Origin of the sequence: Pantoea sp. Fr-CA_6 (assembly GCF_024520895.1) — a bacterium.
Taxonomy (GTDB): Bacteria; Pseudomonadota; Gammaproteobacteria; order Enterobacterales; family Enterobacteriaceae; genus Pantoea; species Pantoea agglomerans.
The window spans coordinates 95,934-120,248 of record NZ_JALNPO010000005.1; the positions used below are offsets into that span (position 1 = coordinate 95,934).

A 24,315-nucleotide genomic window follows, 5' to 3' on the forward strand; every position below is an offset into this window, starting at 1 on the left:
AGGGCGCCCGCCTCTCTCCGGCTATCCCGGAGAGAGGCGGTGAATCGCTTAACGCTTAGCCGGACGCCACAGCCACAGCAGCGCTATCGCCAGCGCAAACAGCACGCCAAAACCGACGCCCGTCGCCACCGCAGGTGCACCCGCCTTGATCGCCAGCGTATAGAGCCCCAGCATGATCAGCATGGCGCTGTTCTCACCCAGATTCTGCACCGCAATCGCATTACCTGAACCGACGCTCTCTTTGCCCCGCGCCTGCAACAGCGCATTCAGCGGCACCACAAAGAAACCGCCCAGCGCACCAATCAGCATCAGCACTAAGTACGCATTCAGCAGAGAATGCTGCAGCGCGAAGACGACGACCATCACACCAATCAGCACACCGGCTGGCATACAGCGACGCACCGTTTCAAGCGTCACCAGCTTCGCCGCCGCCGCCGCCCCAATCACGATGCCAATCGCTACCATGGCATTCAGCGTGGTCGGCGTGGTGTTGTCATTGATGCCCAGCGCCACCGGCACCCACAGCACCAGCAGGAAACGCAGCGTCACGCCTGCACCCCAGAACAGGCTGGTGCCGAGCAGCGAGAAGCGCGTCTCCGCATCACGCCATAGCAGCGCGGCAGCACTGAAAAAACTGCGTACCATCATACCCAGCTGCCAGCTCTGACCAGGACGCGCCGCCTGCAGTTTCGGGATAAACAGGTTGGCCACCACGGCAATGCCGTAGGTCAGCGCACAGATCCCCAGCGCCGCCAGCAGATGCCAGTCAGCCAGCATCCCACCCGCCACTGAGCCGAGCAGAATGGCGGCGATGGTCGATCCCTCCATCAGCCCGTTGGCTTTCACCAGCTTCTCGCCGTGAGTGATCTCACCGAGGATGCCATATTTAGCCGGAGAGTAAGCGGCTGCGCCCGCGCCCACCAGGGTATATCCGAGGAAGGGGTTGAAGCCGAAGCAGATCACCAGCGCGCCCAGCAGCTTCAGGCTGTTGGCGAGCATCATCACCCGCCCTTTTGCCATGCTGTCCGCGACCTGACCGACAAAGGGTGCCAGCAGAATGTAGGCTGCGACAAAGAGCATCTGCAGCACCGGCTGACTCCAGTCGGGATAGAACTGGCTTTTCAGCACGGCCAGCGTGGCAAACAGCAGCGCGTTATCGCCGAAGGCCGAAAAGAACTGGGCGATAATCACGGCGATCATGCCGCGTGACATCAGCGGCGCATTACGATCAAGGCTCATGCCTGCTCCTCTTCCGCCATTTTTTTCAGCGTGACGTAATCGGGTTTACCGCTGCCCAGCTGCGGCAACTGCTTCATCACCCGGATATCACGCGGCAGCGCCAGTTCTGGCGCCCCCAGCTCGCGGGCCGCTTTCTGCAGGCTGTCGCGCGCCAGTTCAGCGTCGGTGGTGAACAGCACCAGCGCCTCACCACGCTGACCATCCGGGCGCAGCGAGGCGGCATGTTGTTTGTCCGGCGACGCTTTCAGAGCGATCTGCTCGACGATCTCCAGCGACACCATCTCACCGGCAATCTTCGCGAAGCGTTTGGCGCGCCCCTGAATCTGGCAGAAACCGCCGTCATCAAAGCTGACGATATCACCCGTGTCATACCAGCCCGCTTCCTGATTGCCTTCGCCATCGTCGGCGACCGGCACTTCCAGCACGCCTGGATTCTCGACGCGCAGATAGCCCTTCATCACGTTCGGTCCGCGCAGCTGCAGCCGTCCGCCCTGCTCAATGCCCGGCACCGACATCAGCCGCGAATCCATACCCGGCAGAATGCGTCCGACGGTATGCGCCTTCGCCGCCATCGGCACGTTAATCGCGACCACTGGCGCGCATTCGGTTACGCCGTAGCCTTCAAGAATGCGAATGCCATACTTCTCCATGTAGAGCTGACGGGTGTTCTCCTGCAGCTTCTCCGCCCCCGCCACCACATAGCGCAGGCGGGCAAAATCATAGGGCGCGGCAAAGCGCGCGTAGTTGCCGAGGAAGGTCGAGGTGCCAAACAGCACGGTGCAGTTGCGGTCATAGACCAGCTCCGGCACGATGCGATAGTGCAGCGGGCTGGGATAGAGGAACACCTGCGCGCCGGTCATCAGCGGCGTAAACAGCCCGACGGTCAGACCAAACGCATGGAACAGCGGCAGCGCCGACATAAAGCGGTCACGCGGCGTGAAGTCGGCGATGGTACGGATCTGTTCGACGTTCGCCAGCAGGCTTTTATGCGAATGCACCACCCCTTTGGGGTTGCCTTCCGAGCCGGAGGTAAACAGCACCATCGCGGCGTCTTCCGGCTGCTGGGGCAGCTGTGCGCGATGCGGCATCAGCAGATGGGCGACGATCCACAGTTTGTCCTTACTGGTCACGGTATCTTTCAGATCTTCCAGATAGATCCACTGCACATCATCGAGCCCCTGCGGCAGATGCCACAGGTTGCCTTTGTCCAGGAACTGGCGCGACGTGAAGACCGTTTTGATCTGCGCGGCGGTCAGTGCCGCCCGCATGCCGTTTACGCCCGCCGTGTAGTTGAGCATCGCCGGAACGCGTCCGCGCAGGGATGCCCCGAAAATCGCCGCCGCCGTGACGGTGGTATTGGGCAGCAGCAGTCCTACCACTTCGCGCGGCTGGCTGTAGCGCTCCAGGATACGGCCCACGCCCAGCGCCTTCTTCAGCAGTCCGTTGTAGCTGTCGGGTTTGAAATTGACATCTTCGATGCAGCGCTTAAACGCGCCATAACGCGTACGCGCCGCCAGAAACGCCTCAAACAGGGTTTCACGCGGACGCACCGCCATGCGCGCTTCCATCATCACATGATGCAGATGCTCACCGGCCAGCACGCGCCGATCGCGCGCCCGTTTCGCCTCCGGCATCGGAATGCGGGTGGCGGGCAAAATCGTCAGGGTGATGCGCGGGAACAGGCGACGTTTAAACACGCCCGCCAGACGACCAAACGGCGTGTACTCTGCGCCTTCAATGCGCATCGGCACCACATTCGCGCCCGAACGCGCCGCGACAAAACCCGCCCCGCTGTAGATCTTCATCAGCGATCCGGTGACGGTAATGCGTCCTTCCGGGAAGATCACCACCGGACGGCCACTGTCGATCAGCCTGACCAGCTGTTTGAGCGCCATGGGTTTGGTGGGATCGAGCGGCACATAGTCGATAAAGGGTTTAACCAGCCGCATAAACCAGCTTTCGCTGATGGTCGAATAGACCGCATAGACCGGCTTAATCGGCAAAAATAGCGCCAGCAATATGCCGTCGAGAAACGACATATGGTTCGGCGTGATCAATACCTTCTGCTTATGCAGTTCGGTGACGTCGCCACGCAGTTCGACCCGCCATAACAGGCGAAATATCAGGCGCAATAGTGTGAAAACCATGCCGGCTCCTTAGCATCGTGAAAATAGCCCCTCACGATGCAGGATTTGACGCGGTTCGACAACAGAATTATCGGTAACCTGACGCCGCCTTCAGGGTGCCTGCCAGCCACCGCCGAGTGCCGCAATCAGCGCCACACTGCTGACCCACTGCGTGCTCTGCAGCGTCAGCAAACTCTGCTGCGCACTCAGGCGGCTGTTTTCGGTGGTCGCCACATCCAGATACGTAATCATGCCCGCCTCATACTGCAAACGCGTCACCCGCGCCGAGGTCTGCGCCGCGTCGGTGGCGCGCTGCTGCGCGGCGATCTCACCCTGCAACGTGTTCAGCTCCACCAGCTTATCTTCCACCTCCTGCATTGCGGTCAGCACCGTCTGACGATAGGTCGCAACGCTGGCATCCCAGCTCGCTCGTGCCTGATCGACCTGTGCTGCGGTCGCACCAAAATCCAGCAGCGTGCCGCTCAGCTCCGGCCCCAGCGACCAGACGCGGTTCGGCAGCGAGAAGAGCGAATGCAGCACGGAAGAACTGACGCCACCGCTGGCGCTCAGGGTCAGGTCGGGATAGTAACCGGCCACCGCCACGCCCACCGCGGCATTGGCCGCGGCCATGTTACGTTCGGCGTAAGCAATGTCGGGACGGCGCTGCAACAGCTCGCCCGGCAGGGCTGCCGGAATCGCGGGCAGCGTGGCCGTCAGCGGCGCGGCGGTCAGGCTGAATTCAGCGGGTGCTTTGCCGACCAGCAGCGCAATGGCGTGCTCCATCTGTGCACGCTGCCACTGATAATCCTGCGCCGAGGCGCTGGCGCTCTCCAGCTGCAGCTGCGCCTGAGCCAGGGTGGCACGCGACGCGGTGCCCGCCTGATACTGGCTGGTAATCACTTTCAGATAGCGCTGATAAGCATCAACGCTCTGCTGATAGAGCGCGATTTTCTGATCCATGATGCGCAGCTGGAAATAGTCCTGCGCCAGCTCAGACTGGGCGCTCAGGGTGATATTGGCCAGTTCCGCCGCGCTGGCCGAGGCGCTGGCGCGGTTCTCCTCCAGCGTGCGTCGCAGTTTGCCCCACAGATCCAGCTCCCAGCTGGCACTCAGCTCCGCCTGATGGCTGCTGCTGGTGGTGCGAACGCTGCTGTCAGTCGCGTGGCTGCCGCTGCGCGTCGCGCTGCCGTCATAGCCCAGCGAGGGAAACAGCGCCGCGCGTGACTCACTCGCCAGCGCCTGTGCCTGCCGGTACTGCGCGGCATAATTCGCCACGTTCTGGTTCGAGATGCTCACCTGGTTCAGCAGGCCGCTCAGGGTGGCGTCGTGATAAACCGCCCACCATTCGCCTTTGCTTTGCGCATCAAGCGGCGTCGCCTGCTGCCATCCTCTGGCCTCTTTATAGTGGACCGGCACAGACACCGCGGGGCGCTGATAGTCGGGACCGACGCTACAGCCGCCCAGCAGCAGCATCACAACAAAGGGAATAAGCGGTTTCATGGATCAGGATTCCGTAGGGCGCAGACGACGCCATTGACGTTGAGTGGCACGGCCCAGACGATCGAGCCAAAGATAAACAACCGGCGTGGTAAACAGCGTCAGCAGCTGGCTGAGCGCCAGTCCGCCCGCGATAGCGATGCCCAGCGGGCTGCGCAGATCGGCATCACCGCCGCTGCCCAGCGCCAGCGGCAACGCGCCGAAAAAGGCGGCCAGCGTGGTCATCATGATGGGCCGGAAGCGCATCAGGCACGCCTGGGTGATCGCCTGCTGTGGCGACATGCCCTGCCGCCGCTCCGCGTCGATGGCGAAATCGATCATCATGATGGCGTTCTTTTTCACGATGCCGATCAGCAGGATGATGCCAATCAGCGCTATCACTGTGAGCTGCGTGCCGGTCAGCAGCAGCAGTAACAGCGCGCCGACGCCCGCTGACGGCAGGGTCGAAAGAATGGTCAGCGGATGGATGTAGCTCTCATAGAGCACGCCGAGCACGAGATAGACCGCCGCCAGCGCCGCCAGAATCAGCCACGGCATGGTCGCGGTCAGCTGAGAAAAGGCGGCGGCGGTGCCGGCAAAACCGGCGTGAAGGGTCGACGGCAGGCCCAGCTTCGCCATCGCCTGTTTTATCAGTTCCTGCGCCTGTTCCAGTGACACACCCTCGTTGAGATTAAACGCCAGGGTGCTGGTCGCGGACTGGCCCTGATGCGCCACCGACAGCGGCGCGTTGCCGCCGCTGAAGCGGGCAAAGGCGGAGAGCGGCACGCGGTCACCGCTGTCGTTAATCACATAAAGCTGCTGCAGCGTCTCAGGATTGGCGGTGTCGCTATCCTGCAGTGACATCACCACGTGATACTGATTCAGGGTGTGATAGAGCGTGGCGATCTGCCGCTGGCTGAACGCATTGTTCAGCAGCGTATCCAGCATGTTCACGTTGACGCCCAGCCGGGTGGCGCGATCACGATCGATGTTCAGCTCCACCTCCTGGCCGCCGGTCTGCGAATCGGAGTCCACGCTGTTAAGCTCGGGGATCGCCGCCAGCGCCGCCTGCACTTTCGGCGTCCAGGTGCGCAGCAGATCGAGATCGTCCGCCTGCAGACTGTACTGATACGTGGCGTTGGCGCTGCGTCCGCCAATGTGCAGGTCCTGCGCTGCCATCAGGAACATCTGCGCCCCGGCGATGTGACTGGTTTTGCGCGTCAGCCGGTTGGCCACCTCGGTGGCGGTCGCATCGCGCTGATCAAAATCTTTAAGCCGCACAAAGAAGTTGGCGCTGTTACGGGAGCCAAACATCCCGCTGCCCATCGACGACATCACACTCTCTACCGCCGGGTCTTCCTGAATGATCTGCGTGAACATCAGCATTTTCGGCTTCATCGCCTGGAATGAGATGTTCTGATCGGCGCGCAGCGCACCCATCAGCAGCCCGGTATCCTGATTGGGGAAGAAGCCCTTCTGCACCACGACGAAGAGAAAAACATTCAGTAGTACGGTCAGCAGCAGGCTGAGCAGCGTCAGTTTCTGATGGCGCATCACCCAGGCCAGCCCGCGCCCGTAGGCGGCCAGCAGGCGATTCAGCTGATTTTCAATAAACTGCCAGAGCGGATGCGGCCGCTGACTGACGGGCGGCTTTGGTTTCAGCAGGCGGGCGCAGAGCATCGGCGTCAGGCTCAGCGAGACAAACAGCGAGATCAGCAGCGACACGGTGAGCGTCACGGCGAATTCGCGGAACAGCCGCCCGACAATGCTGCCCATCAGCAGGATCGGGATGAACACCGCGATCAGCGACACTGTCATCGACAGCACGGTAAAGCTCACCTCCTGCGCCCCGCGCAGCGCCGCCCGCAGCGGGCTCAGCCCGCGCTCAATGTGACGGGTGATGTTCTCCAGCACCACAATCGCATCATCCACCACGAAGCCGGTGGCGATAATCAACGCCATCAGCGACAGGTTATCCAGGCTGTATCCCAGCAGATACATCACCGCGCAGGTGCCGATCAGCGACACCGGCAGTGCCAGCGCCGGAATGATCACCGCCTGCAGATTGCGCAGAAAAATAAACACCACCGCAATCACCAGCAGCACCGCGATCAGCAGCGTCTCTTCGGTGTCATACAGCGAGGCGCGCACGCCAGGCGAACGGTCAACCACCACGTTCAGCTGGCTGTCAGCAGGCAGACTCTTTTCCAGCTGTGGCAACTGCGCTTTTATCGCGTCGATGGTTTCCAGCATGTTGGCACCCGCCTGACGTTTGATACCGATCATCACCGCCGGTGTGGCATTCAGAAACCCCGCCTGATAGCGATCTTCCACCGAGTCATAGACCGTGGCGACGTCACGCAGTCGCACCGCGTTGCCCTGCTGATAAGTGATGATCAGATCGCGGTAGCTGGCCGCCTTCTCCAGCTGGCCGTTGCTGTCCACCAGCCACGACTGGTCACTGCTCTGTAAGATCCCTTTAGGCAGATTAGTGGTGCTGTTGGCGACGGCGGCACGCACCGTCTCCAGCGAGATGCCGTAATGGGTCAGCTTCAGCGGCTGCAGATCAATCCGCACCGCCGGTAAGGCGCTGCCCATCAGCGAGACTTCGCCGACGCCCTGTACCTGCCCCATCACCTGTTCGATTTTGCTCTCCGCCAGATCGTAGAGTTCGCCTGGCGTGCGGGTGGCAGAGGTCAGCGCCAGCATCACTATTGGCGCGTCTGACGGGTTGGCTTTGCGATAGGTCGGCAGCGAGGCCATTGCGCTGGGCAGCAGGCTGCGCGCCGCGTTGATTGCCGCCTGCACGTCGCGCGCCGCGCCATTGATATCGCGGTCCAGTTCAAACTGCAGGATGATGCTGCTGGAGCCCTGCGAGCTGCTGGAGGTCATCTCACTGATACCGGCAATCTGCCCCAGCGAACGTTCCAGCGGCGTAGCGACCGTCGCCGCCATGGTTTCCGGGCTGGCGCCTGCCAGGCTGGCGCTGACCATGATGGTAGGAAAATCGACCTGCGGCAGCGGTGCCACCGGCAGCAGCCGGTAGCCCAGCGCGCCCAGCAGCAGGATCGCCAGCGTCAGCAGCAGCGTCGCCACCGGACGAAAGATAAACAGCCGCGTCAGATTCATTGCCCGCTCCGCGCCCGCTGCTGACGGCGTTTCACCCAGGCGTTACCGCGCTGCGCCAGCCCATCAAACAGGAGGTAAATGACCGGCGTGGAGAAGAGTGTCAGCACCTGACTGACAATTAGCCCGCCGACAATCACCAGCCCCAGCGGCTGACGCAGCTCCGCCCCGGAGCCGGAGGCCAGCATCAGTGGCAGCGCACCCAGCAGCGCCGCCATCGTCGTCATCAGAATCGGGCGGAAGCGCAGCAGGCAGGCCTGATGAATCGCGTCGCGCGCGCTGAGTTGCTGATGGTGTTCCGCCTCCAGCGCGAAGTCGATCATCATGATGGCGTTCTTTTTCACGATGCCGATCAGCAGTATCACCCCAATCAGCGCAATCAGGCTGAATTCGGTGCCCGCCAGCAGCAGCGTCAGCAACGCGCCCACCGCCGCCGACGGCAGCGTAGAGAGGATGGTCACCGGATGGATAAAGCTTTCGTAGAGGATGCCGAGCACCACATACATGGTGATCAGCGCCGCCAGAATCAGCCACAGCGTGTTGCCGGTAGCGCTCTGAAACGCCGAGGTTTCCCCCTGATAACGCAGCGTGGTGCTCTCCGGCAGATGCAGCTGCTCCCGCACGTCCGCGATCGCCCGCTGTCCATCCTCCAGCGAATAGCCCGGATTAAGGTTGAAGGAGATCATCACCGCCGGGAACTGATTCAGCCGCATATGCATCAGCGAACCGGTGCGCTGGTGGATGGTGGCGATAGAAGTGAGTTTTACCATGCCGCTGCTGGTCGAGCTGGCGCTGGTGTCAGAGGCTGAAGTGGACGTCGACGAAGACGAAGATGTTGACGAAGACGTTGACGCTGATGAAGCCGTGCTGGTGGATGACGACGCCGAACTGCTGCTGCCGGACGATTGCAGCCAGACATCATCAAACGACGCCGGACCCTGCTGGTATGCCGGAGCCACTTCCAGCACCACCCGATACTGATTCGACTGGGTGAAGATGGTCGAGACCAGCCGCTGACCAAAGGCGTTATAGAGCGCGGTGTCCACGTCCGAGGCAGTAATGCCGAAGCGCGCCGCTTTATCGCGGTTCAGCTCAACGTAAGAGACGCGCCCCTGATCCTGCAGGTTACTCACCACGCCATTAAACTCGGGCCGCTGCTGCAATGCCGCCACCAGTTTCGGCGACTCGCTGACCAGATTTTCACTGTCGGCATCATCGAGGGTGAACTGATACTGACTCGGCGAGACCTGATCGTTGACGGTGAGATCCTGCGCCGGTTGCAGATAGAGCCGGATGCCCGCCACATCGGCAGTGGCCTGTTTCAGCTGGCTGATCACCTCGCTGGCGCTGAGATCACGCGAGCCAAACGGCTTCAGGTTGATCTGTAACCGCCCGCTGTTAAGGCTGGTGTTGGTGCCGTCGATGCCGATCGTCGATGAGACGCTCTCCACCGCCGGGTTTTTCAGGATCCGCGCCGACAACGCCTGCTGCCGCGTTGCCATGGCGTTAAACGAGACGTCCTGTGAGGCGACGGTAATGCCCTGAATCAGCCCGGTATCCTGGGTCGGGAAGAAGCCTTTCGGCACCATCATGTAGAGCAGCGCCGTCAGCCCGAAGGTGGCCAGCGCCACCAGCAGCGTCAGTTTCTGATGGTTCAGTACCACGGTCAGCAGCCGGTCATAGCCGCGCACCAGGGCATCAAACAGTTCGCCGCCCTTGCGGGCAAACGTCGACTGCTGTTCTGGCGGAATATGGCGCAGCAGATATGCACACAGCATCGGTGTCAGGGTCAGCGACACCAGCATTGACACCAGAATCGCCACCGCCAGCGTAATCGCGAACTCCCGGAACAGTCGCCCGACCACATCGCCCATAAACAGCAGCGGGATCAGCACCGCAATCAGCGAAAAGGTCAGCGAGATGATGGTGAAGCCAATCTGCTGTGAGCCTTTCAGCGCGGCTTCCATCGGTGACTCGCCCTGCTCCAGCCGCCGGGAGATGTTCTCGACCACCACAATAGCGTCATCAATGACAAAACCGGTGGCGATGGTCAGCGCCATCAGCGACAGATTATTCAGGCTGAAGCCCGCCAGATACATCACACCAAAGGTGCCGACCAGCGACAGCGGCACCGCCACGCTCGGGATCAGCGTGGCGGCCACGTTGCGCAGGAACAGGAAAGTCACCATCACCACCAGCGCAATCGACAGCATCAGTTCAAACTGAACGTCGCTGATCGAGGCGCGAATGGTCTGGGTGCGATCGGAGAGAATCGTCATCTTCACCCCCTCCGGCAGCGCCGCCTGCAGCGCGGGGAGCTGCGCCTTGATATTGTCCACCACCTGGATCACGTTCGCGCCCGGCTGGCGCTGCACGCTGATCACAATTGCGGGCTGGTTGTTGGCCCACGCCGACTGGAAGCTGTTTTCCGGACCCTGTTCAATGTGGGCGATATCTTTCAGGCGCAGCGCCGCGCCATTCTCATAGCTGAGGATCAGGTTCCCGTACTCGGTTGCGGTGCGCAGCTGGTCGTTGGCGTCGATGGTCACCGAATGATATTTCCCGTCAAAGCCACCTTTGGAGCCATTGACGTTGCTGTTACCAATCAGCGTATTTACCGCCTCCAGCGTCAGATGATGCGCCGCCAGCGCCTGAGGATTCATCTGCACCCGAATCGCCGGCTGGTGGCCGCCCGCCAGCGTCACCATCCCGACGCCGGAGATCTGCGACAGCTTCAGTGCCACCCGGGTGTTGACCAGATCCTGCACCGCGGTCAGCGGCAGCGTGCTGGAGCTCGCCGCCAGCGTCACCACCGCGCTGTCCGCCGGATTGACCTTTTTGTAGGTCGGCGGATTGGGCAGGTCGTCGGGCAGCAGGTTATTCGCCGCATTGATCGCTGCCTGCACCTCCTGCTCGGCGACATCCAGCGACAGATCGAGGCTGAACTTCAGGGTAATGATCGACGAGCCGCTGGCGCTGGTGGAGCTCATCTGGCTCAGCCCCGCCATCTGCCCTAACTGGCGCTCCAGCGGTGAGGTGACCGACGACGCCATCACATCCGGGCTGGCACCCGGATAGAGCGTGGTGACCTGAATGATCGGATAGTCGACCTGCGGCAGTGCCGAGGTTGAGAGGAATTTCCAGGCAAAAATGCCGGCGATCAGCACGCCGACCATCAGCAGAATGGTGGCGACCGGACGCAGAATAAACAGGCGCGACGGGTTCATTTCGACACAGCACCCGCAGCGGCGGGCGTCTCATCGGCCAGCGACACTTTGCTGCCGCTGGTCAGACGATCGATCCCTTCCGTCACCAGCCGATCGCCCGGCGAAACGCCGCTGAGGATCGCCTGCTGATCGTCTCCGAAAGCGGGACCGGTGGTGACCGCTTTGCGCGTAACGCTGTGATCCTGATTGATCACAAAGACAAAACTGCCGTCACTGCTCAGCTGCAGCGCCTGGGCCGGGATCACCGTCGCGCCTTTCAGCACCCGGGTCTGCAGCCGCAGATTCACAAACTGATTGGCAAACAGCGACTCATCCTGGTTGGCGAACACCGCTTTCAGCGCCACGGTGCCGGTGGCGGTGTCGATCTGGTTGCTGATGAACTTCACCTCGCCGCTGCCGAGCTGATGCTGGTTGTCCTGATCATACAGCGTGGCGGGCAGGCTCTGCCCCTGATGCAGCACGCTGACCAGCGTCGGGATTTCGCTTTGTGGCACGCTAAAGGTCACGGCGGCGGGCTGCATCTGGGTAATAGTCACCAGGCCGGTGCTGCTGGCACTCTGAACCATGTTGCCGGGATCGACCTGACGCAGGCCGACGCGCCCGCTGATCGGGGCGGTGATCCGGGCATATTCAATGCTGAGTTTCGCACTGGCGATCTGCGCCTGATCGGCGGCGACGGCACCGCGATACTGCCCGACGGTGGCAATCTGGCTGTCCAGATCCTGACGCGCCAGTGCATCCTGCGCCGCCAGTTTGCGGTAGCGCGCCAGCGTCAGCTCCGCACTTTTCAGCAGCGCCTGGTTTTCGCTGAGTTCGCCCTGATACTGGTTCAGCGTGGCCTGAAAGCTGCGCGGATCGATCTGCGCCAGCAGCTGCCCGACGCTGACTTTCTGCCCCTCAGTAAAGAAAACCTGCTCCAGCTGGCCGTCAACGCGGCTGGTCACCGTGACGCTGGCGTTGGGGATGACCGTGCCGAGTGCATTCAGCCACACCGGCACATCCGCCGTGCTGGCGACACCGCTGTGAACCAGCGTCGCCCCTCCGCCCATCATGCCATGCGCACCCGGTCTGCCCGACGGCATCCCCTCGCCAGGCCCGTGATCCGCCGCCAGCAGACGCCAGATAACCCCAGCGACAATCGCCGCCACCAGCAACAGGAGCAGCCATTTAAGCCCAAAGGAACGCGTGGGGCGAGAAAGGTGAGTCATCGTCGAACTCTTCAGATAAGCAAAAAAAGAAATCCCGGAACGTGCGGAATGCGGCAGTGAGCGGCGGCGCGCAAAAACCGCCAGGCTTCACGGCGGCCATTATCAGTGAAAGGCGACGCGCCTTTCTATTGGCAAACTGTCAGGGTTTCGTTAAGAACGATGTTGATTTAGCGGGGGTTTTTACAGCGGTAACGGCAGGCTCAGGCGAGCAGGCAAAAAAAACCCACGCATCTGCGTGGGTCGGTGTAATAACAGGGTCTCACTGCCGAAGCGGTGTTGTTTTCACACCCATCAATACCTCTGGGACTGCTATCCTCGCACTGATTGACCGCGCGGAGACAGCAGGAAAACGCAACCGAATTCGGGGAAGTGCAACGAGGTGTGAATATCCTTCACGCCTCGCTTACACTCTGATTTGTCTAAGATTTATCTGAAGGAGTGGCCGCCGGTTTGGTGTAGATGGCATCCGGTGCAATATTCATGTGTTTCAGTACCGGTCCCATGATATTGCCGAACACCGGCGCAGCAACCGAGCCACCGAAGTGATCGCCCGCCGTCGGATGGTTGATCATCACCACCAGCGCCACTTCAGGATGGCTGGCGGGAGCGAGACCGGCGGTGTAGTTGACGTAGCCGCCATCATACTTGCCGCTGGTGCCCATTTTTTCCGCCGTACCGGTTTTGGTTGCCAGACGGTAGCCCGGCACCGCAGCTTTCAGCCCGGTTCCGCCCGGCAGGACGTCACTCTCCAGCATGTGCACCACCTCTTTCACCGTTTCCGGGTTGGCGACCTGGCGTCCCATGACCGGTGGCGTAACGCGGGTGATCGACAGCGGACGGTAAATGCCATAGGAGCCGAGCGTGGCGTATTCGCGGGCAATCTGCAGCGGCGTCACACGCAGGCCATAGCCAAAGGAGAAGGTGGCCCGCTCGATATCTGCCCAGCGGGTGCGGTGCAACGGAAAGTAGCCGACGCTTTCGCCGGTCAGCCCTAAGCCGGTTGGTTTGCCAAGGCCGAACGCATGATAGGTGTTGACCAGCGCTTCGGCGGGCATCGCCAGCGCGAGGTGTGACACGCCAATGTCGCTCGATTTTTGCAGAATGCCGGTCATGGTCAGGCGCGGCCAGTGGCCGACGTCGCGGATCAGGTGGCCGTTAACGCTGTAAGGCGTGGTGTCGATCACCGAATCCGGGCGCACCAGGTGGCGCTCCAGCGCTTCCATCACCACTAACGGCTTGACGGTCGATCCCGGTTCGTAGCTGTCATTGATGGCAGAGTTACGCATCTGCGCGGGCGTTGCCCCTTCATAGTTGTTGGGGTTGAACGACGGATAGGAGGCCATCGCCAGAATCTCGCCGGTGTCGATTTTCACCAGCACGGCCGCACCGGAGTCCGCCTTGTTGATCAGTACGCCGTCGCGCAGTTTGCTGTAGAGCGTGTACTGGTCATATTTGTCGATGCTGAGCTGTACCGTCGGCGGCTGGGTCGGCGGCTGATAGTTGATCATCGCGATGATATTGCCCGCGGCATCCTGCCGATAGACCTCTTTGCCCGGCTCGCCCTGCAATACTTTATCAAAGCCCTTTTCCAGTCCATTCAGGCCGACGTTATCCGCCCCGACGATGCCGATCAGCGGCGCAGAGGCTTCGCTCATCGGATAGAAACGGCTGTCGTCATAGACTTCGCTGATGCCTTTCAGCTTCAGCTCTTTAATATCTTTGGCGATGCCCAGCTCGACTTTACGCCCCAGATAGAGGAAGCGACGTTTCGGGTTGGCGGTGATCTGCGCCGCCAGCTCTTCGGGACGGGTGTTAAGCGCCGCCGCCAGATAGGCCCATTTGGCACTGGTAAAATCGGGGTTGCTCTCCAGCACGCGCTGCGGATCGGCAATCACGTCGCGCGACGGGACGCTGAGCGCCAGCGCTTCACCGTTACGATCCAGCAGCGTGCCGCGACTGGTCGGCAGCGTCACGGTACGCAGCGATCGCTGATCCGCTTCGTGCTCCAGCATCGGCTGATTCAGGAACTGCAGGTCCGCGACGCGCGCCAGCAGCACCACCAGACAGGTCGTGACACCCAGGCAGATCAGTCGGAAACGAAAAGGGTTAAACGGCGCTTTTATCTGGTCTTTTCCCAGTAGTTTTTTAATCCGGGGCATGGCATTCCGCTGCGCAAAATAAAGAGAAAGGGGCTGGTGCCAGCAGTTATAAAGAAAGCGCTGGCCGTATAACAGGAAAACTGTGTATCAGTTCGTTATCGGCAGCCGATTTCTGGCAAAAAAAAACCTGCGCATCTGCGCAGGTTGGTGTAATCAAGAAAATCTATTGATGTTCACCCATCAATACCTCTGGGACCCTGAATGTAGCAAGAGGGATCGATCGGCTGCCATCTCTCAAACGCAACAGTTACCGGCAAAATGTAACCAGCCATGAGATCCTTACGCTATTGTGCAATCCTGATGTTTTTTGATTTCCACCAGGCAGCTCATGGCGTTTGGCCCCTGCGTCAGCGACGAGGTGCCGATGTCGAGCGTCAGCACGTTGGGGTTACCCGCGCGATCGTGCGGCTGCCACGCCTTGCCAAAGCCGGGATCAAACCAGGCGCCGGTGGCGATAATCACTACGCCCTGCGTCACGCCATCGGTGATCCGCACGCCCGCCAGCATCACGCCGCGTGCGTTGCTCACCTCTATCTCGTCGCCCTCCACCAGCCCGCGCGCGGCCGCATCCTGCGGATGCATGTAGAGCGTTTCGTGTCCGGCGGTTTTATTGCCCTGCACCGTTTCTGTCGCATCCAGCTGACTGTGTAACCGGTCGGAAGGCTGAATCGAGATCATGTGCAGCGGATAGTCGCGGCTGACCGGCGAACCGAGCCACTCCTGCGGTTCACGCCATTCCGGATGGCCGGCGAAATCGTCCAGCTGGTAGTCTGCAATGGTCTGGCTGAAGAGCTCGATTTTGCCGCTGGCGGTTTTAATCGGATTGGCCTGCGGATCGGCACGGAAATCATCCATAAACTGATAGGGTTTGCCCCCTTCGGGGATCTCCACAAAGCCGCGCTGCCAGAACTCCTCAAACGATGGGAAATCGATGCCTTTACGCTGATGCGCGGTCGCACACTGCTGATAAAGATGGGCGATCCACTGCATCTCGTTGCGCCCTTCGGTGAAGGTATCGCGGTAGCCGAGGCGCTCCGCCAGGTCAGCAAAAATATCGAAGTCGTTGCGCGCCTGATGCTGCGGTTTAATCGCCTGATGCATCGCCAGCACAAAGCGGTCGCGTGAGGAGCCGCCGATGTCATTGCGCTCCAGCGTGGTGGTCGCAGGCAGCACAATGTCCGCCATCTGCGCGGCGGGTGTCCAGACGATATCCTGCACCACGACCGTATCGGGCCGCTGCCAGCCCTCCACCAGCCGGTTGAGCTGCTGGTGATGATGGAAAGGATTGCCGCCCGCCCAGTGCACCATGTGAATGTCGGGATAGTGCAGGGTTTCGCCCTGAAAGCGGTAAGGCTGGCCGGGATTGAGCAGCATATCGCTGATCCGCGCCACCGGAATCGACAGCCCGGAAGGATTGGGGCCGGTGCTCATCATCGGAGCCGGACCTTCCTGGCGCGGGTTGCCGACGCTGTTCATCGAACCGTGACCAAAAGAGAAACCGGCGCCCGGCAGGCCTGGCTGGCCGAGCATCGACGACAGCGCAATCATCATCCAGTAAGGCTGCTCGCCGCGATGGGCGCGCTGAACGGAATAGGAGCAGGTAATAAAGCTGCGCTTGCCGGTGAGCTGCTGCGCCAGCTGCACAATGCGATCGGCCGGGATGCCGGTGATACGGCTGGCCCAGCCGGCGGTTTTCGCCACGCCGTCGGTTTCGCCCAGCAGATAGGCGCGCAGCTGCGGCCAGCCGGTGCAGTGGCTGGCGAGAAACGCTTCGTCAACCGCGCCGCGCTGGGTGATCTCATGACCCAGCGCCAGCATCAGCGCCACGTCGGTGTTGGGGCGAATCGGAATCCACTCGGCGTTAACAAATTCCGGGCAGTCATCGCGCATCGGGCTGATGTTGATCACCGGCGTGCCTTTGGCGGCCAGCTGCATCAGCGCCGGTTTCAGGCTGTGCTGCCCTGCGCCCCCCGAGGCGACCTGAGCGTTTTTCAGCGCCAGCCCACCAAAGGCGACAAAAATTTCGGCATGTTCCACCACCTGCGGCCATTCGGTGACGCGCCCGGTCAGCGGCATGTAGGTGCCAATCACATAGGGCAGGAAGAACTGCGCGGCGCCCCAGCTGTAGTTACCCTGCTGATCAACGCCGCCGCCGCCCTGAAAGTAGAAGCGACGAACCAGGGTGCGGGCGTGGTTAACACGTCCGGCCGATGACCAGCCGTAGGAGCCGTTGAAAATGCCCGATGCGCCATAGCGCTCGCGAATGCGGCGATTCTCCTCCGCCACCAGATCCAGCGCGGTTTCCCAGTCGACGGCAACAAAATCCTCCCGGCCACGCAGCGTACGGTCGCTCTTTTCGCGTGACTTCAGCCACGAGCGCCGCACCATCGGCTGACGAATGCGTTTGTCGGAATAGACCAGTTCAGGAATGGTGTGGATCATCGGTGACGGATCGGCATCGGCGAAGAAAGGTTCGCAGCCAATCAGGCGATCGTTTTCAGTAACGGCGGTAAAGGCGCCCCAGTGCGCCAGATGTGGCACTTTGGTTTTCATCGTTGTTTTTCACGGTAGCCAGGTGGGAGATTGAGCATAGCATGGTGCGACGCCTCAGCAGAAGACGTGCAGCAGTGACCGTTTTTACCCCTTTTTGCGACGACGCTGGCATTCTGTCGGGTTGATGTGTCCGCCCTTTTCCGTAACACTGATGCGATGTGTAAACGTTTTCCCCAAAGCAGGTCAACGCATGGCTACCATAAAGGATGTTGCGCGACTGGCTGGCGTTTCTGTCGCCACAGTCTCCCGTGTAATCAATAATTCTCCCAAAGCCAGCGACAGCTCCCGACAGGCCGTAGGTCAGGCGATGGAGCAGCTTCAGTATCACCCGAATGCCAACGCACGTGCGCTGGCGCAGCAATCGACCGAAACGCTCGGCCTGATTGTCGGTGACGTCTCCGATCCCTTTTTTGGCGCAATGGTTAAAGCCGTGGATGAGGTTGCAGGTGACACCGGTAACTTTTTGCTGATTGGTAACGGTTACCATAATGAGCAAAAAGAGCGGCAGGCGATTGAACAACTGATGCGTCACCGCTGCGCGGCGCTGGTGGTTCACGCCAAGAAAATCCCCGATGCAGAACTGGAAGTGCTGATGAAGCAGGTGCCTGGCATGGTGCTGCTGAACCGGCTGATAAAAGGCTTTGAAAAGCGCTGTATCGCGCTCGACGACCGCTACGGCGCCTGGCTGGCAACCCGTCATCTGATCCAGCTTGGCCACCAGAATATCGCCTTTATCTGCTCGACCCACACTATCTCCGATGCAGAAGATCGCCTGCAGGGTTACTACGATGCGCTGAAAGAACATGGCCTGCCGTGCAGCGATCGGCTGGTCACCTGGGGTGAACCGGATGAAGTGGGCGGTGAGCAGGCGATGACGGAACTGCTGGGTCGCGGCAAGAATTTCACCGCCGTCGCCTGCTACAACGACTCAATGGCCGCCGGCGCGCTGGCGGTGCTGAGCGATAACGGCGTTCGGGTGCCGGAAGAGATGTCGCTGATCGGCTTCGATGATGTGCTGGTTTCGCGCTATGTGCGACCGCGCCTCACCACCATCCGCTATCCGATTGTCACCATGGCGCAGCAGGCGGCCCAGCTGGCGCTGGCGCTGGCCAACAATCAGCCGCTGCCGGAAGTGACCCACATGTTCAGTCCGACCCTGGTGCGCCGCCACTCGGTCAGCGGCCCGGCCTGAGACGCTATGGCCGGTTTATCCGGCCGCAGCGTTTACTGAAAGGCGCGCAGCAGCGTCTCCAGCGGCCTGACCAGCGCAATCACTGTTTCATCCTGTACCTCTGCGGCGGCATCCAGTGTCGCACGCATCTCCGCCACTTCACTGGCACCAAACGCCTGATTGCGAACGTAAGCATTAACCAGCGCGAGGCCCATGGCGCTCAGCGCCTCGATCTGCTGCACGCTCTGTGCCAGCGGCTTCAGCGTTGCACTGGCGTTAATGATCGGCAGCACCGCGCTGGTGTTAGCCTGCCAGCGCTGCAGCGGCGCGCGAACCGCAGAGGCGGCAGCCGGATTATTACGATTGGCGATTAACACGGCGACCTGCTGCTCCAGCTGACGTACCGCCTCACTCTCAGCGGGCAGTACATCTGCCAGCCGGTTCAGGGGTTCATGGTAGTCGTAATGGCCCGCCTGAAACTTGAGATGCTGGCGCGTGTAGTATTGCGCCGGTTCCAGCACCTCGGCCAGTACCCGCAGTGGGGCGATGTCATGCCCACTGGCCAGCCGCATCATCTGCTGCTCCGTCTGCGCGTGTTGCAGCGTTCCGACCGACACGCTGCTCCAGCGATCCATCGCCGCCAGCCGCGAATACATCGAGTCGGTATTGGTGACATCCTGTGCCGACCATAACCGCTCGGCCACCACAAAGGCGCGCGGCCACAGTTTGGTATCAATAATCTGGCTGTTGATGTTTTCCGCCCACAGCGCCGCCTCGCCACCCAGCAGATTTTGCTGCACCTGCGCAGGTGTGGGCAGCGCGGGCGCGATGCCCGCAGGCGTCTGCGCCAGCCGTTGGCCGGTGGTAGGATAACGCACGTTGCCTACCTCTGCATAACCTTTGAGGGCGTTCTGTTGCAGCGTGAACACCGGCTGGAACGGCCCCATCCAGCTATCCACGCTAAACCGCACCTGCTGAGTCGAGAGCCAGTTGATCTGACCGACCATCCGGCGGGCTTTGCCATCGAAGTCGATAAAACCGCGCCAGCCTGGTTCTCCCTGTATCAGCGTAAAGCTGCCCTTCACCGGGCTGCCTTTCAGCCGCGGCATGGTGAATGACCAGCTCTGCGCCTGATCGCCTGGCCGCAGACGATCCTGGCCGTTGAGGCCCTGTGGCGTGACCTCATTGCGGTAGTGATAGCTGGCAGGCTGAGGCTGATCAAGGTAGAAACCGGTGGAGAGGATGCCGCGGTAGTTCTCTTTTGCCAGCGCGCTCAGCGCATCCTGGCCCTGCCACGACTGGATCAGAATGCTGCGCGGCAGATCGGGATGGGCAATCTCATCCCAGCCCACCATCTGACGGTGATGGACTTCCAGGATCTTCTCTACCCGCTGATTGAAATATGCCTGAAGCGCATGGGCATCTTTCAGATCGTGATCGCGCATAAACTGCTGGATAGCAGGCGAGTCGTTCCACTGTGTCGGATCCACCTCATCGCCGCCAATGTGCAGCCAGGGATCGGGGAAGATCGCCGCCATCTCACCCACCAGCGTGTCGATCACCTGATAAACCTGTTCGTTGCTGGGATCGAGCAGCGGTTTAAAGACGCCCCAGCCGCGCTCCATCTGCCAGGGGCCGGGTGCGCTAATCAGCTCTGGCATCGCCACCGCCAGCGCGGACGCATGTCCCGGCATATCCAGCTCGGGCACCACACGCACCCCGCGATCGGTGGCATATTTCACGATCTCCCGCATCTGCTGCTGGCTGTAATAGTTGCCATCGCTGGCTTTCTGCTGCAGCTGGGGATAGTAGCTGGAGGCGAAGCGCCAGCCCTGATCGTCGGTAAGATGCCAGTGAAAGACGTTCATGCGCGCGGCGGCGATGCCGTCGATCTGACGTTTAAGCGTCTCCACCGGCATAAAGTGACGCGCCGTGTCGATCAGCACGCCGCGCCACGGAAAGCGCGGATGATCGTGGATGGTGACGTAAGGAATGGTTGTCCCCTGTGCGCCGTTTTGTATCAGCTGCAGCAGGGTTTCCATGCCGCGCATCGCGCCGAAACGGCTGGGCGCGGTTAACAGGACGCCGTCGCCATCGACCTGCAACTGATAGCTCTCATCGCTATCAGGCAGCGGCAGCGGATCCACCGCCTTCGCAATGACGATGCGGATAGTCGGTGCTGCCACCGGCTGGGTGGCAGGCAACAGCGGCCAGCCGGTCTGATTGCTGATGCGCTCCAGCCAGCGCGCTTCGGCACCCGCCAGATGATCGCCGGCGATTTGCAGCGTCAGCTGCGGCGTCAGGATAAGCGTGCCGCCGCTGGCGGGCTGTTCCACCTGTTGCGGCCAGGGCATCAGCGGCAGCGGACTGGCCAGGGCGATTGGGCTGAGGGCCGAGAGCAGGAGCAAAGAACGGGGTAACCACATTGGCGGGCATCCTTGTAACGTCAACGTTTTGACAGGGCAGAACGTTGATTAAAGTTGCTGCACGCCAATCCGCCAGTGAATCCTGCAGGAAACCTGAATCAGCACCCGATTTTTTACATCAGCCAGAGTTTTCCAGCGGGTTGAGGCTTCCTTGTTTCAGGTCAAATCTGATCGCAATAATTCTCAGCAATCACTACATGTAGCGAATAGAATCCTCCCGACCCCTATATGTAGTTTATGGAGAGAAAAATGGCGACGGTGGTAATCAAGCGTGATGGATGCCGGACAGGCTTTGATGCGCAGCGTATTGAGCAGGCCGTGGCGGCAGCAGCACGGGCAGCCGAAGTAGAAGACGCGGCCTGGTGCGCGCAGGTCGCTGAGCGGGTGGCATTGCGGCTGGCCGATCGTCCGGAAGTGGATATCCGTGAAATTCAGTGTGCGGTAGAAGAGACGCTGATGGCGGGTCCTTACCCTCAACTGGCCCGCGCCTACATTGAATACCGCCACGATCGCGACGTCGCCCGCGATCGTCAGAGCCAGTTACATCACGCCATTCGCGGACTGGTCGATCAGACCAATGCGGCGCTGCTGAACGAGAATGCCAACAAAGACAGCAAAGTGATCCCGACGCAGCGCGATCTGCTGGCCGGGATCGTGGCAAAACACTACGCACAGCAGCAGATCCTGCCGCGCGATGTGGTTCTGGCGCACGAGCGCGGCGAGATCCACTATCACGATCTCGACTACTCCCCTTTCTTCCCGATGTTCAACTGCATGCTGATCGATCTGAAAGGCATGCTGACCAACGGTTTCAAAATGGGCAATGCTGAAATCGAGCCGCCTAAATCGATCGCTACCGCCACCGCCGTGACCGCGCAGATCATCGCGCAGGTCGCCAGCCATATTTACGGCGGCACCACCATTAACCGTATTGATGAAGTGCTGGCCCCGTTTGTTGAGCAGAGCTATGCCCGGCATCTGGCGATTGCTGAGCAGTGGCAGATCCCGCAGGCCGAGCAGTATGCGCGCCAGCGTACGGAGAAAGAGTGCTACGACGCCTTTCAGTCGCTGGAGTATGAGGTGAATACCCTGCACACCGCCAACGGCCAGACGCCGTTTGTCACCTTTGGTTTTGGTCTGGGGACGGACTGGGCCGCCCGGCTGATTCAGCAGTCGATTCTGCTTAACCGGCTGGCCGGACTGGGTAAAAATCGCAAGACGGCGGTGTTCCCTAAACTGGTGTTCAGCATTCGCGAAGGCGTCAACCGCCGGGCGGGCGACGTTAATTACGATATCAAACAACTGGCGCTGGAGTGCGCCAGCAAGCGGATGTATCCCGACATCCTCAATTACGATCAGGTGGTTAAAGTCACCGGCTCGTTTAAAACCCCAATGGGCTGCCGTAGTTTCCTTGGCGTTTATGAAGAGAACGGCGAGCAGATTCATGAGGGCCGCAACAATATCGGGGTAATCAGCCTGAACCTGCCGCGCATCGCACTGGAAGCGGGCGGGGATGAAGCGCGCTTCTGGACGCTGCTCGATGCACGACTGCAGCTGGCTAAGCGGGCGCTGATGACGCGGGTGGCGCGGCTGGAGAAGACCAAAGCGCGCGTCGCGCCCATCCTCTATATGGAAGGCGCCTGTGGCGTTCGGCTGAATGCGGATGATGAAGTCGGTCCTATTTTCCGTAATGGCCGCGCGTCGCTGTCGCTGGGTTATATCGGCCTGCATGAAACCCTGAATGCGCTCAGCGGCGGTCATCAGCATCCTTACGATGACGCGGCCCTGCGCGCCAAAGGGGTAGAGATCATTGCTTACATGCGCGATGCCACCGAGCGCTGGAAAGCAGAAACAGGCTATGGGTTCAGCCTTTACAGCACGCCAAGCGAGAATCTGTGCGACCGCTTCTGCCGTCTTGATGCGGCGCAGTTTGGTCTGGTGCCAGGCGTTACCGACAAGGGCTACTACACCAACAGCTTCCATCTCGACGTTGAGAAGAAGGTCAATCCTTACGACAAAATCGACTTTGAAGAGCCCTATCCGCCGCTGGCGAATGGCGGATTCATCTGTTACGGCGAATACCCGAATGTGCAGCACAACCTCAAGGCGCTGGAGGATGTCTGGGATTACAGCTACGACCGCGTGCCCTATTACGGCACTAATACCCCGATTGATGAGTGCTACGAGTGCGGCTTCAACGGCGAGTTCACCTGTACCAGCCGCGGCTTCACCTGTCCCAATTGCGGCAACCACGATCCGGCGCGCGTCTCCGTTACCCGGCGGGTCTGCGGCTATCTGGGCAGCCCGGATGCGCGGCCCTTTAATGCTGGTAAACAGCAGGAAGTGCAGCGTCGGGTGAAGCATCTGTCTGAAGGACCGCTGGGATGATGCATATCCATCGCTACTATGATGTGGATATCGTTAATGGCCCTGGCACCCGCTGCACGCTGTTTGTCGCCGGTTGCGAACATCAGTGCCGCGGCTGCTATAACCAGAGCACCTGGCGGCTCGACTCCGGCGTGCCCTTTACGCTTGAGATGGAGGAGCAACTGCTGGCGGATTTGCAGGACACCCGCATTCCACGCCAGGGATTGTCGCTGAGTGGTGGCGATCCGCTGCATCCGCATAACGTGCCGCACATTCGCCGTCTGGTGAAACGGGTGCGACAGACGTGTCCCGGTAAAGATATCTGGCTCTGGACCGGTTACCGGATGCAGGAGCTGAATGCGGCGCAGCGCGCTGTGCTGGTCTATCTCGACGTGCTGATCGATGGCCGTTTTGTCGAAGAGGAGAAGGATGCCACGCTGCAATGGCGCGGCAGCCGTAATCAGATTATCTGGCAGTTACGCTGAGCGGCGCGGGATTTCGCCAGACTCAATGATTTTGACGCTCTCACTCCCCGGCGTAAAAGCCTGCTGGTGCAGACAGCGTGCCACGTCGTGCGCGCTGACCGCCCGCCAGTTGCCCGGCAGGAGTGAGAACAGCGGTCCCGCCAGGCTTTCACCCCGGCGCTTCTGCGCGCGATCCCCTAGCAGCAATGAAGGCCGCACCAGCGTCAGGCGCGGCCAGCCCTGATGGCGCAGCGCATTCTCCATTTCGCCTTTGACGCGATTATATAAAAACGGTGAGTGACGACTGGCCCCGTGCGCGCTGACCACCAGCATCTGCTTCGCCCCCAGACGTAATCCGCTTAACCCGCTGTCCACCACCAGGGTGTAATCAACGTGGATAAAAGCCTGTTTACTGCCCGCCTGCTTACGCGTGGTGCCCAGGCAGCAGAACACCGTGTCCAGCGAACTTTGCAGCGGCCCGAGGACATCGGTGAGATCGGCCTCAACCGGATTCACCACCTTGTCCATGGCGGGTAGTGGCCGACGGGTTGGCGCGATGATCTCATCGACGCGTGGATCTTCAATCAGTAAGCGCAGCAGATGCGACCCGACTAAGCCGGTGGCACCGGTCAGTAATACGCGATTCATCTCAGATTCATCCTTATTTCACTGCTGACTGGTTAAAAGATAGCTGATCTTAACGGGCTGGCTTGCGTTCTCACTCTCAGCGACCAGGCTTATAGCGTTATCCGGAAAGCGCGTCTCGCGCTCCA

Annotated in this window: 13 protein-coding genes; 3 read left to right on the plus strand and 10 right to left on the minus strand. The window is 60.8% G+C overall.

Annotated features, from left to right (window positions below; all coding sequences use genetic code 11):
- Positions 1–48 precede the first annotated feature (48 nt).
- The 8 genes from lplT to NR201_RS11225 all read right to left on the minus strand — a co-directional run bounded on the left by lplT (position 49) and on the right by NR201_RS11225 (position 17,114).
- A complete protein-coding gene (gene lplT, locus NR201_RS11190; RefSeq protein ID WP_163850493.1) occupies positions 49–1,239 on the minus strand; it encodes a lysophospholipid transporter LplT in 1,191 nt (396 codons plus the stop codon).
- Positions 1,236–3,386, minus strand: coding sequence for a bifunctional acyl-ACP--phospholipid O-acyltransferase/long-chain-fatty-acid--ACP ligase (aas, locus tag NR201_RS11195; protein ID WP_256849780.1), 2,151 nt, complete (start codon positions 3,384–3,386; stop codon positions 1,236–1,238). Before aas ends, lplT begins: the two co-directional genes overlap by 4 nt.
- A gap of 90 nt (positions 3,387–3,476) precedes the next feature.
- Positions 3,477–4,865, minus strand: a complete 1,389-nt coding sequence (locus NR201_RS11200) for an efflux transporter outer membrane subunit (RefSeq protein ID WP_256849781.1) — start codon at positions 4,863–4,865, stop codon at positions 3,477–3,479.
- Positions 4,866–4,868: 3 nt separating this feature from the next.
- Entirely contained in the window at positions 4,869–7,970 is a 3,102-nt protein-coding gene (locus tag NR201_RS11205) for a multidrug efflux RND transporter permease subunit (RefSeq protein ID WP_256849782.1), read from the minus strand.
- Positions 7,967–11,194 (minus strand): efflux RND transporter permease subunit, encoded by a 3,228-nt coding sequence (locus NR201_RS11210; protein WP_182504628.1) that lies wholly within the window; start codon positions 11,192–11,194, stop codon positions 7,967–7,969. The genes NR201_RS11205 and NR201_RS11210 overlap by 4 nt, the downstream gene beginning before the upstream one ends.
- A complete protein-coding gene (locus NR201_RS11215) occupies positions 11,191–12,402 on the minus strand; it encodes an efflux RND transporter periplasmic adaptor subunit (RefSeq protein ID WP_256849783.1) in 1,212 nt (403 codons plus the stop codon). The genes NR201_RS11210 and NR201_RS11215 overlap by 4 nt, the downstream gene beginning before the upstream one ends.
- A 419-nt stretch (positions 12,403–12,821) precedes the next feature.
- Complete coding sequence (locus tag NR201_RS11220; RefSeq protein WP_010251720.1) at positions 12,822–14,561, minus strand: penicillin-binding transpeptidase domain-containing protein; 1,740 nt, start codon at positions 14,559–14,561, stop codon at positions 12,822–12,824.
- Positions 14,562–14,840: 279 nt separating this feature from the next.
- Positions 14,841–17,114: a molybdopterin guanine dinucleotide-containing S/N-oxide reductase gene (locus tag NR201_RS11225; protein WP_033769514.1), complete on the minus strand. Its 2,274-nt coding sequence runs from the start codon at positions 17,112–17,114 to the stop codon at positions 14,841–14,843.
- Between the two features lie 190 nt (positions 17,115–17,304).
- Between NR201_RS11225 and galR the strand changes: the two genes are divergently transcribed.
- Positions 17,305–18,306: an HTH-type transcriptional regulator GalR gene (galR, locus tag NR201_RS11230; protein WP_010251726.1), complete on the plus strand. Its 1,002-nt coding sequence runs from the start codon at positions 17,305–17,307 to the stop codon at positions 18,304–18,306.
- A 32-nt stretch (positions 18,307–18,338) separates the two neighbouring features.
- On the opposite strand, the gene NR201_RS11235 is transcribed toward galR, so the two are convergent.
- The gene (locus tag NR201_RS11235) at positions 18,339–20,711 is read right to left on the minus strand and encodes a beta-N-acetylhexosaminidase (protein ID WP_256849784.1); all 2,373 of its coding nucleotides are present in this window, start codon (positions 20,709–20,711) and stop codon (positions 18,339–18,341) included.
- 249 nt (positions 20,712–20,960) lie between these two features.
- Between NR201_RS11235 and nrdD the strand changes: the two genes are divergently transcribed.
- Complete coding sequence (gene nrdD / locus NR201_RS11240; RefSeq protein ID WP_256849785.1) at positions 20,961–23,099, plus strand: anaerobic ribonucleoside-triphosphate reductase; 2,139 nt, start codon at positions 20,961–20,963, stop codon at positions 23,097–23,099.
- A complete protein-coding gene (gene nrdG, locus NR201_RS11245) occupies positions 23,096–23,563 on the plus strand; it encodes an anaerobic ribonucleoside-triphosphate reductase-activating protein (RefSeq protein ID WP_033778405.1) in 468 nt (155 codons plus the stop codon). Before nrdD ends, nrdG begins: the two co-directional genes overlap by 4 nt.
- Here the strand turns inward: nrdG and NR201_RS11250 are convergent.
- Complete coding sequence (locus NR201_RS11250) at positions 23,555–24,190, minus strand: NAD(P)H-binding protein (RefSeq protein WP_154209834.1); 636 nt, start codon at positions 24,188–24,190, stop codon at positions 23,555–23,557. The genes nrdG and NR201_RS11250 overlap by 9 nt on opposite strands.
- Positions 24,191–24,315: the final 125 nt, after the last annotated feature.

Coding starts and splice junctions, on each gene's coding strand:
- NR201_RS11210 (WP_182504628.1), bottom strand. CDS start 11,194: ATGAACCCGTCGCGCCTGTTTATTCTGCGTCCGGTCGCCACCATTCTG.
- NR201_RS11205 (WP_256849782.1), bottom strand. CDS start 7,970: ATGAATCTGACGCGGCTGTTTATCTTTCGTCCGGTGGCGACGCTGCTG.
- NR201_RS11215 (WP_256849783.1), bottom strand. CDS start 12,402: ATGACTCACCTTTCTCGCCCCACGCGTTCCTTTGGGCTTAAATGGCTG.
- NR201_RS11200 (WP_256849781.1), bottom strand. CDS start 4,865: ATGAAACCGCTTATTCCCTTTGTTGTGATGCTGCTGCTGGGCGGCTGT.
- NR201_RS11225 (WP_033769514.1), bottom strand. CDS start 17,114: ATGAAAACCAAAGTGCCACATCTGGCGCACTGGGGCGCCTTTACCGCC.
- nrdD (WP_256849785.1), top strand. CDS start 20,961: ATGGCGACGGTGGTAATCAAGCGTGATGGATGCCGGACAGGCTTTGAT.
- NR201_RS11220 (WP_010251720.1), bottom strand. CDS start 14,561: ATGCCCCGGATTAAAAAACTACTGGGAAAAGACCAGATAAAAGCGCCG.
- NR201_RS11250 (WP_154209834.1), bottom strand. CDS start 24,190: ATGAATCGCGTATTACTGACCGGTGCCACCGGCTTAGTCGGGTCGCAT.
- nrdG (WP_033778405.1), top strand. CDS start 23,096: ATGATGCATATCCATCGCTACTATGATGTGGATATCGTTAATGGCCCT.
- galR (WP_010251726.1), top strand. CDS start 17,305: ATGGCTACCATAAAGGATGTTGCGCGACTGGCTGGCGTTTCTGTCGCC.
- lplT (WP_163850493.1), bottom strand. CDS start 1,239: ATGAGCCTTGATCGTAATGCGCCGCTGATGTCACGCGGCATGATCGCC.
- aas (WP_256849780.1), bottom strand. CDS start 3,386: ATGGTTTTCACACTATTGCGCCTGATATTTCGCCTGTTATGGCGGGTC.
- NR201_RS11235 (WP_256849784.1), bottom strand. CDS start 20,711: ATGTGGTTACCCCGTTCTTTGCTCCTGCTCTCGGCCCTCAGCCCAATC.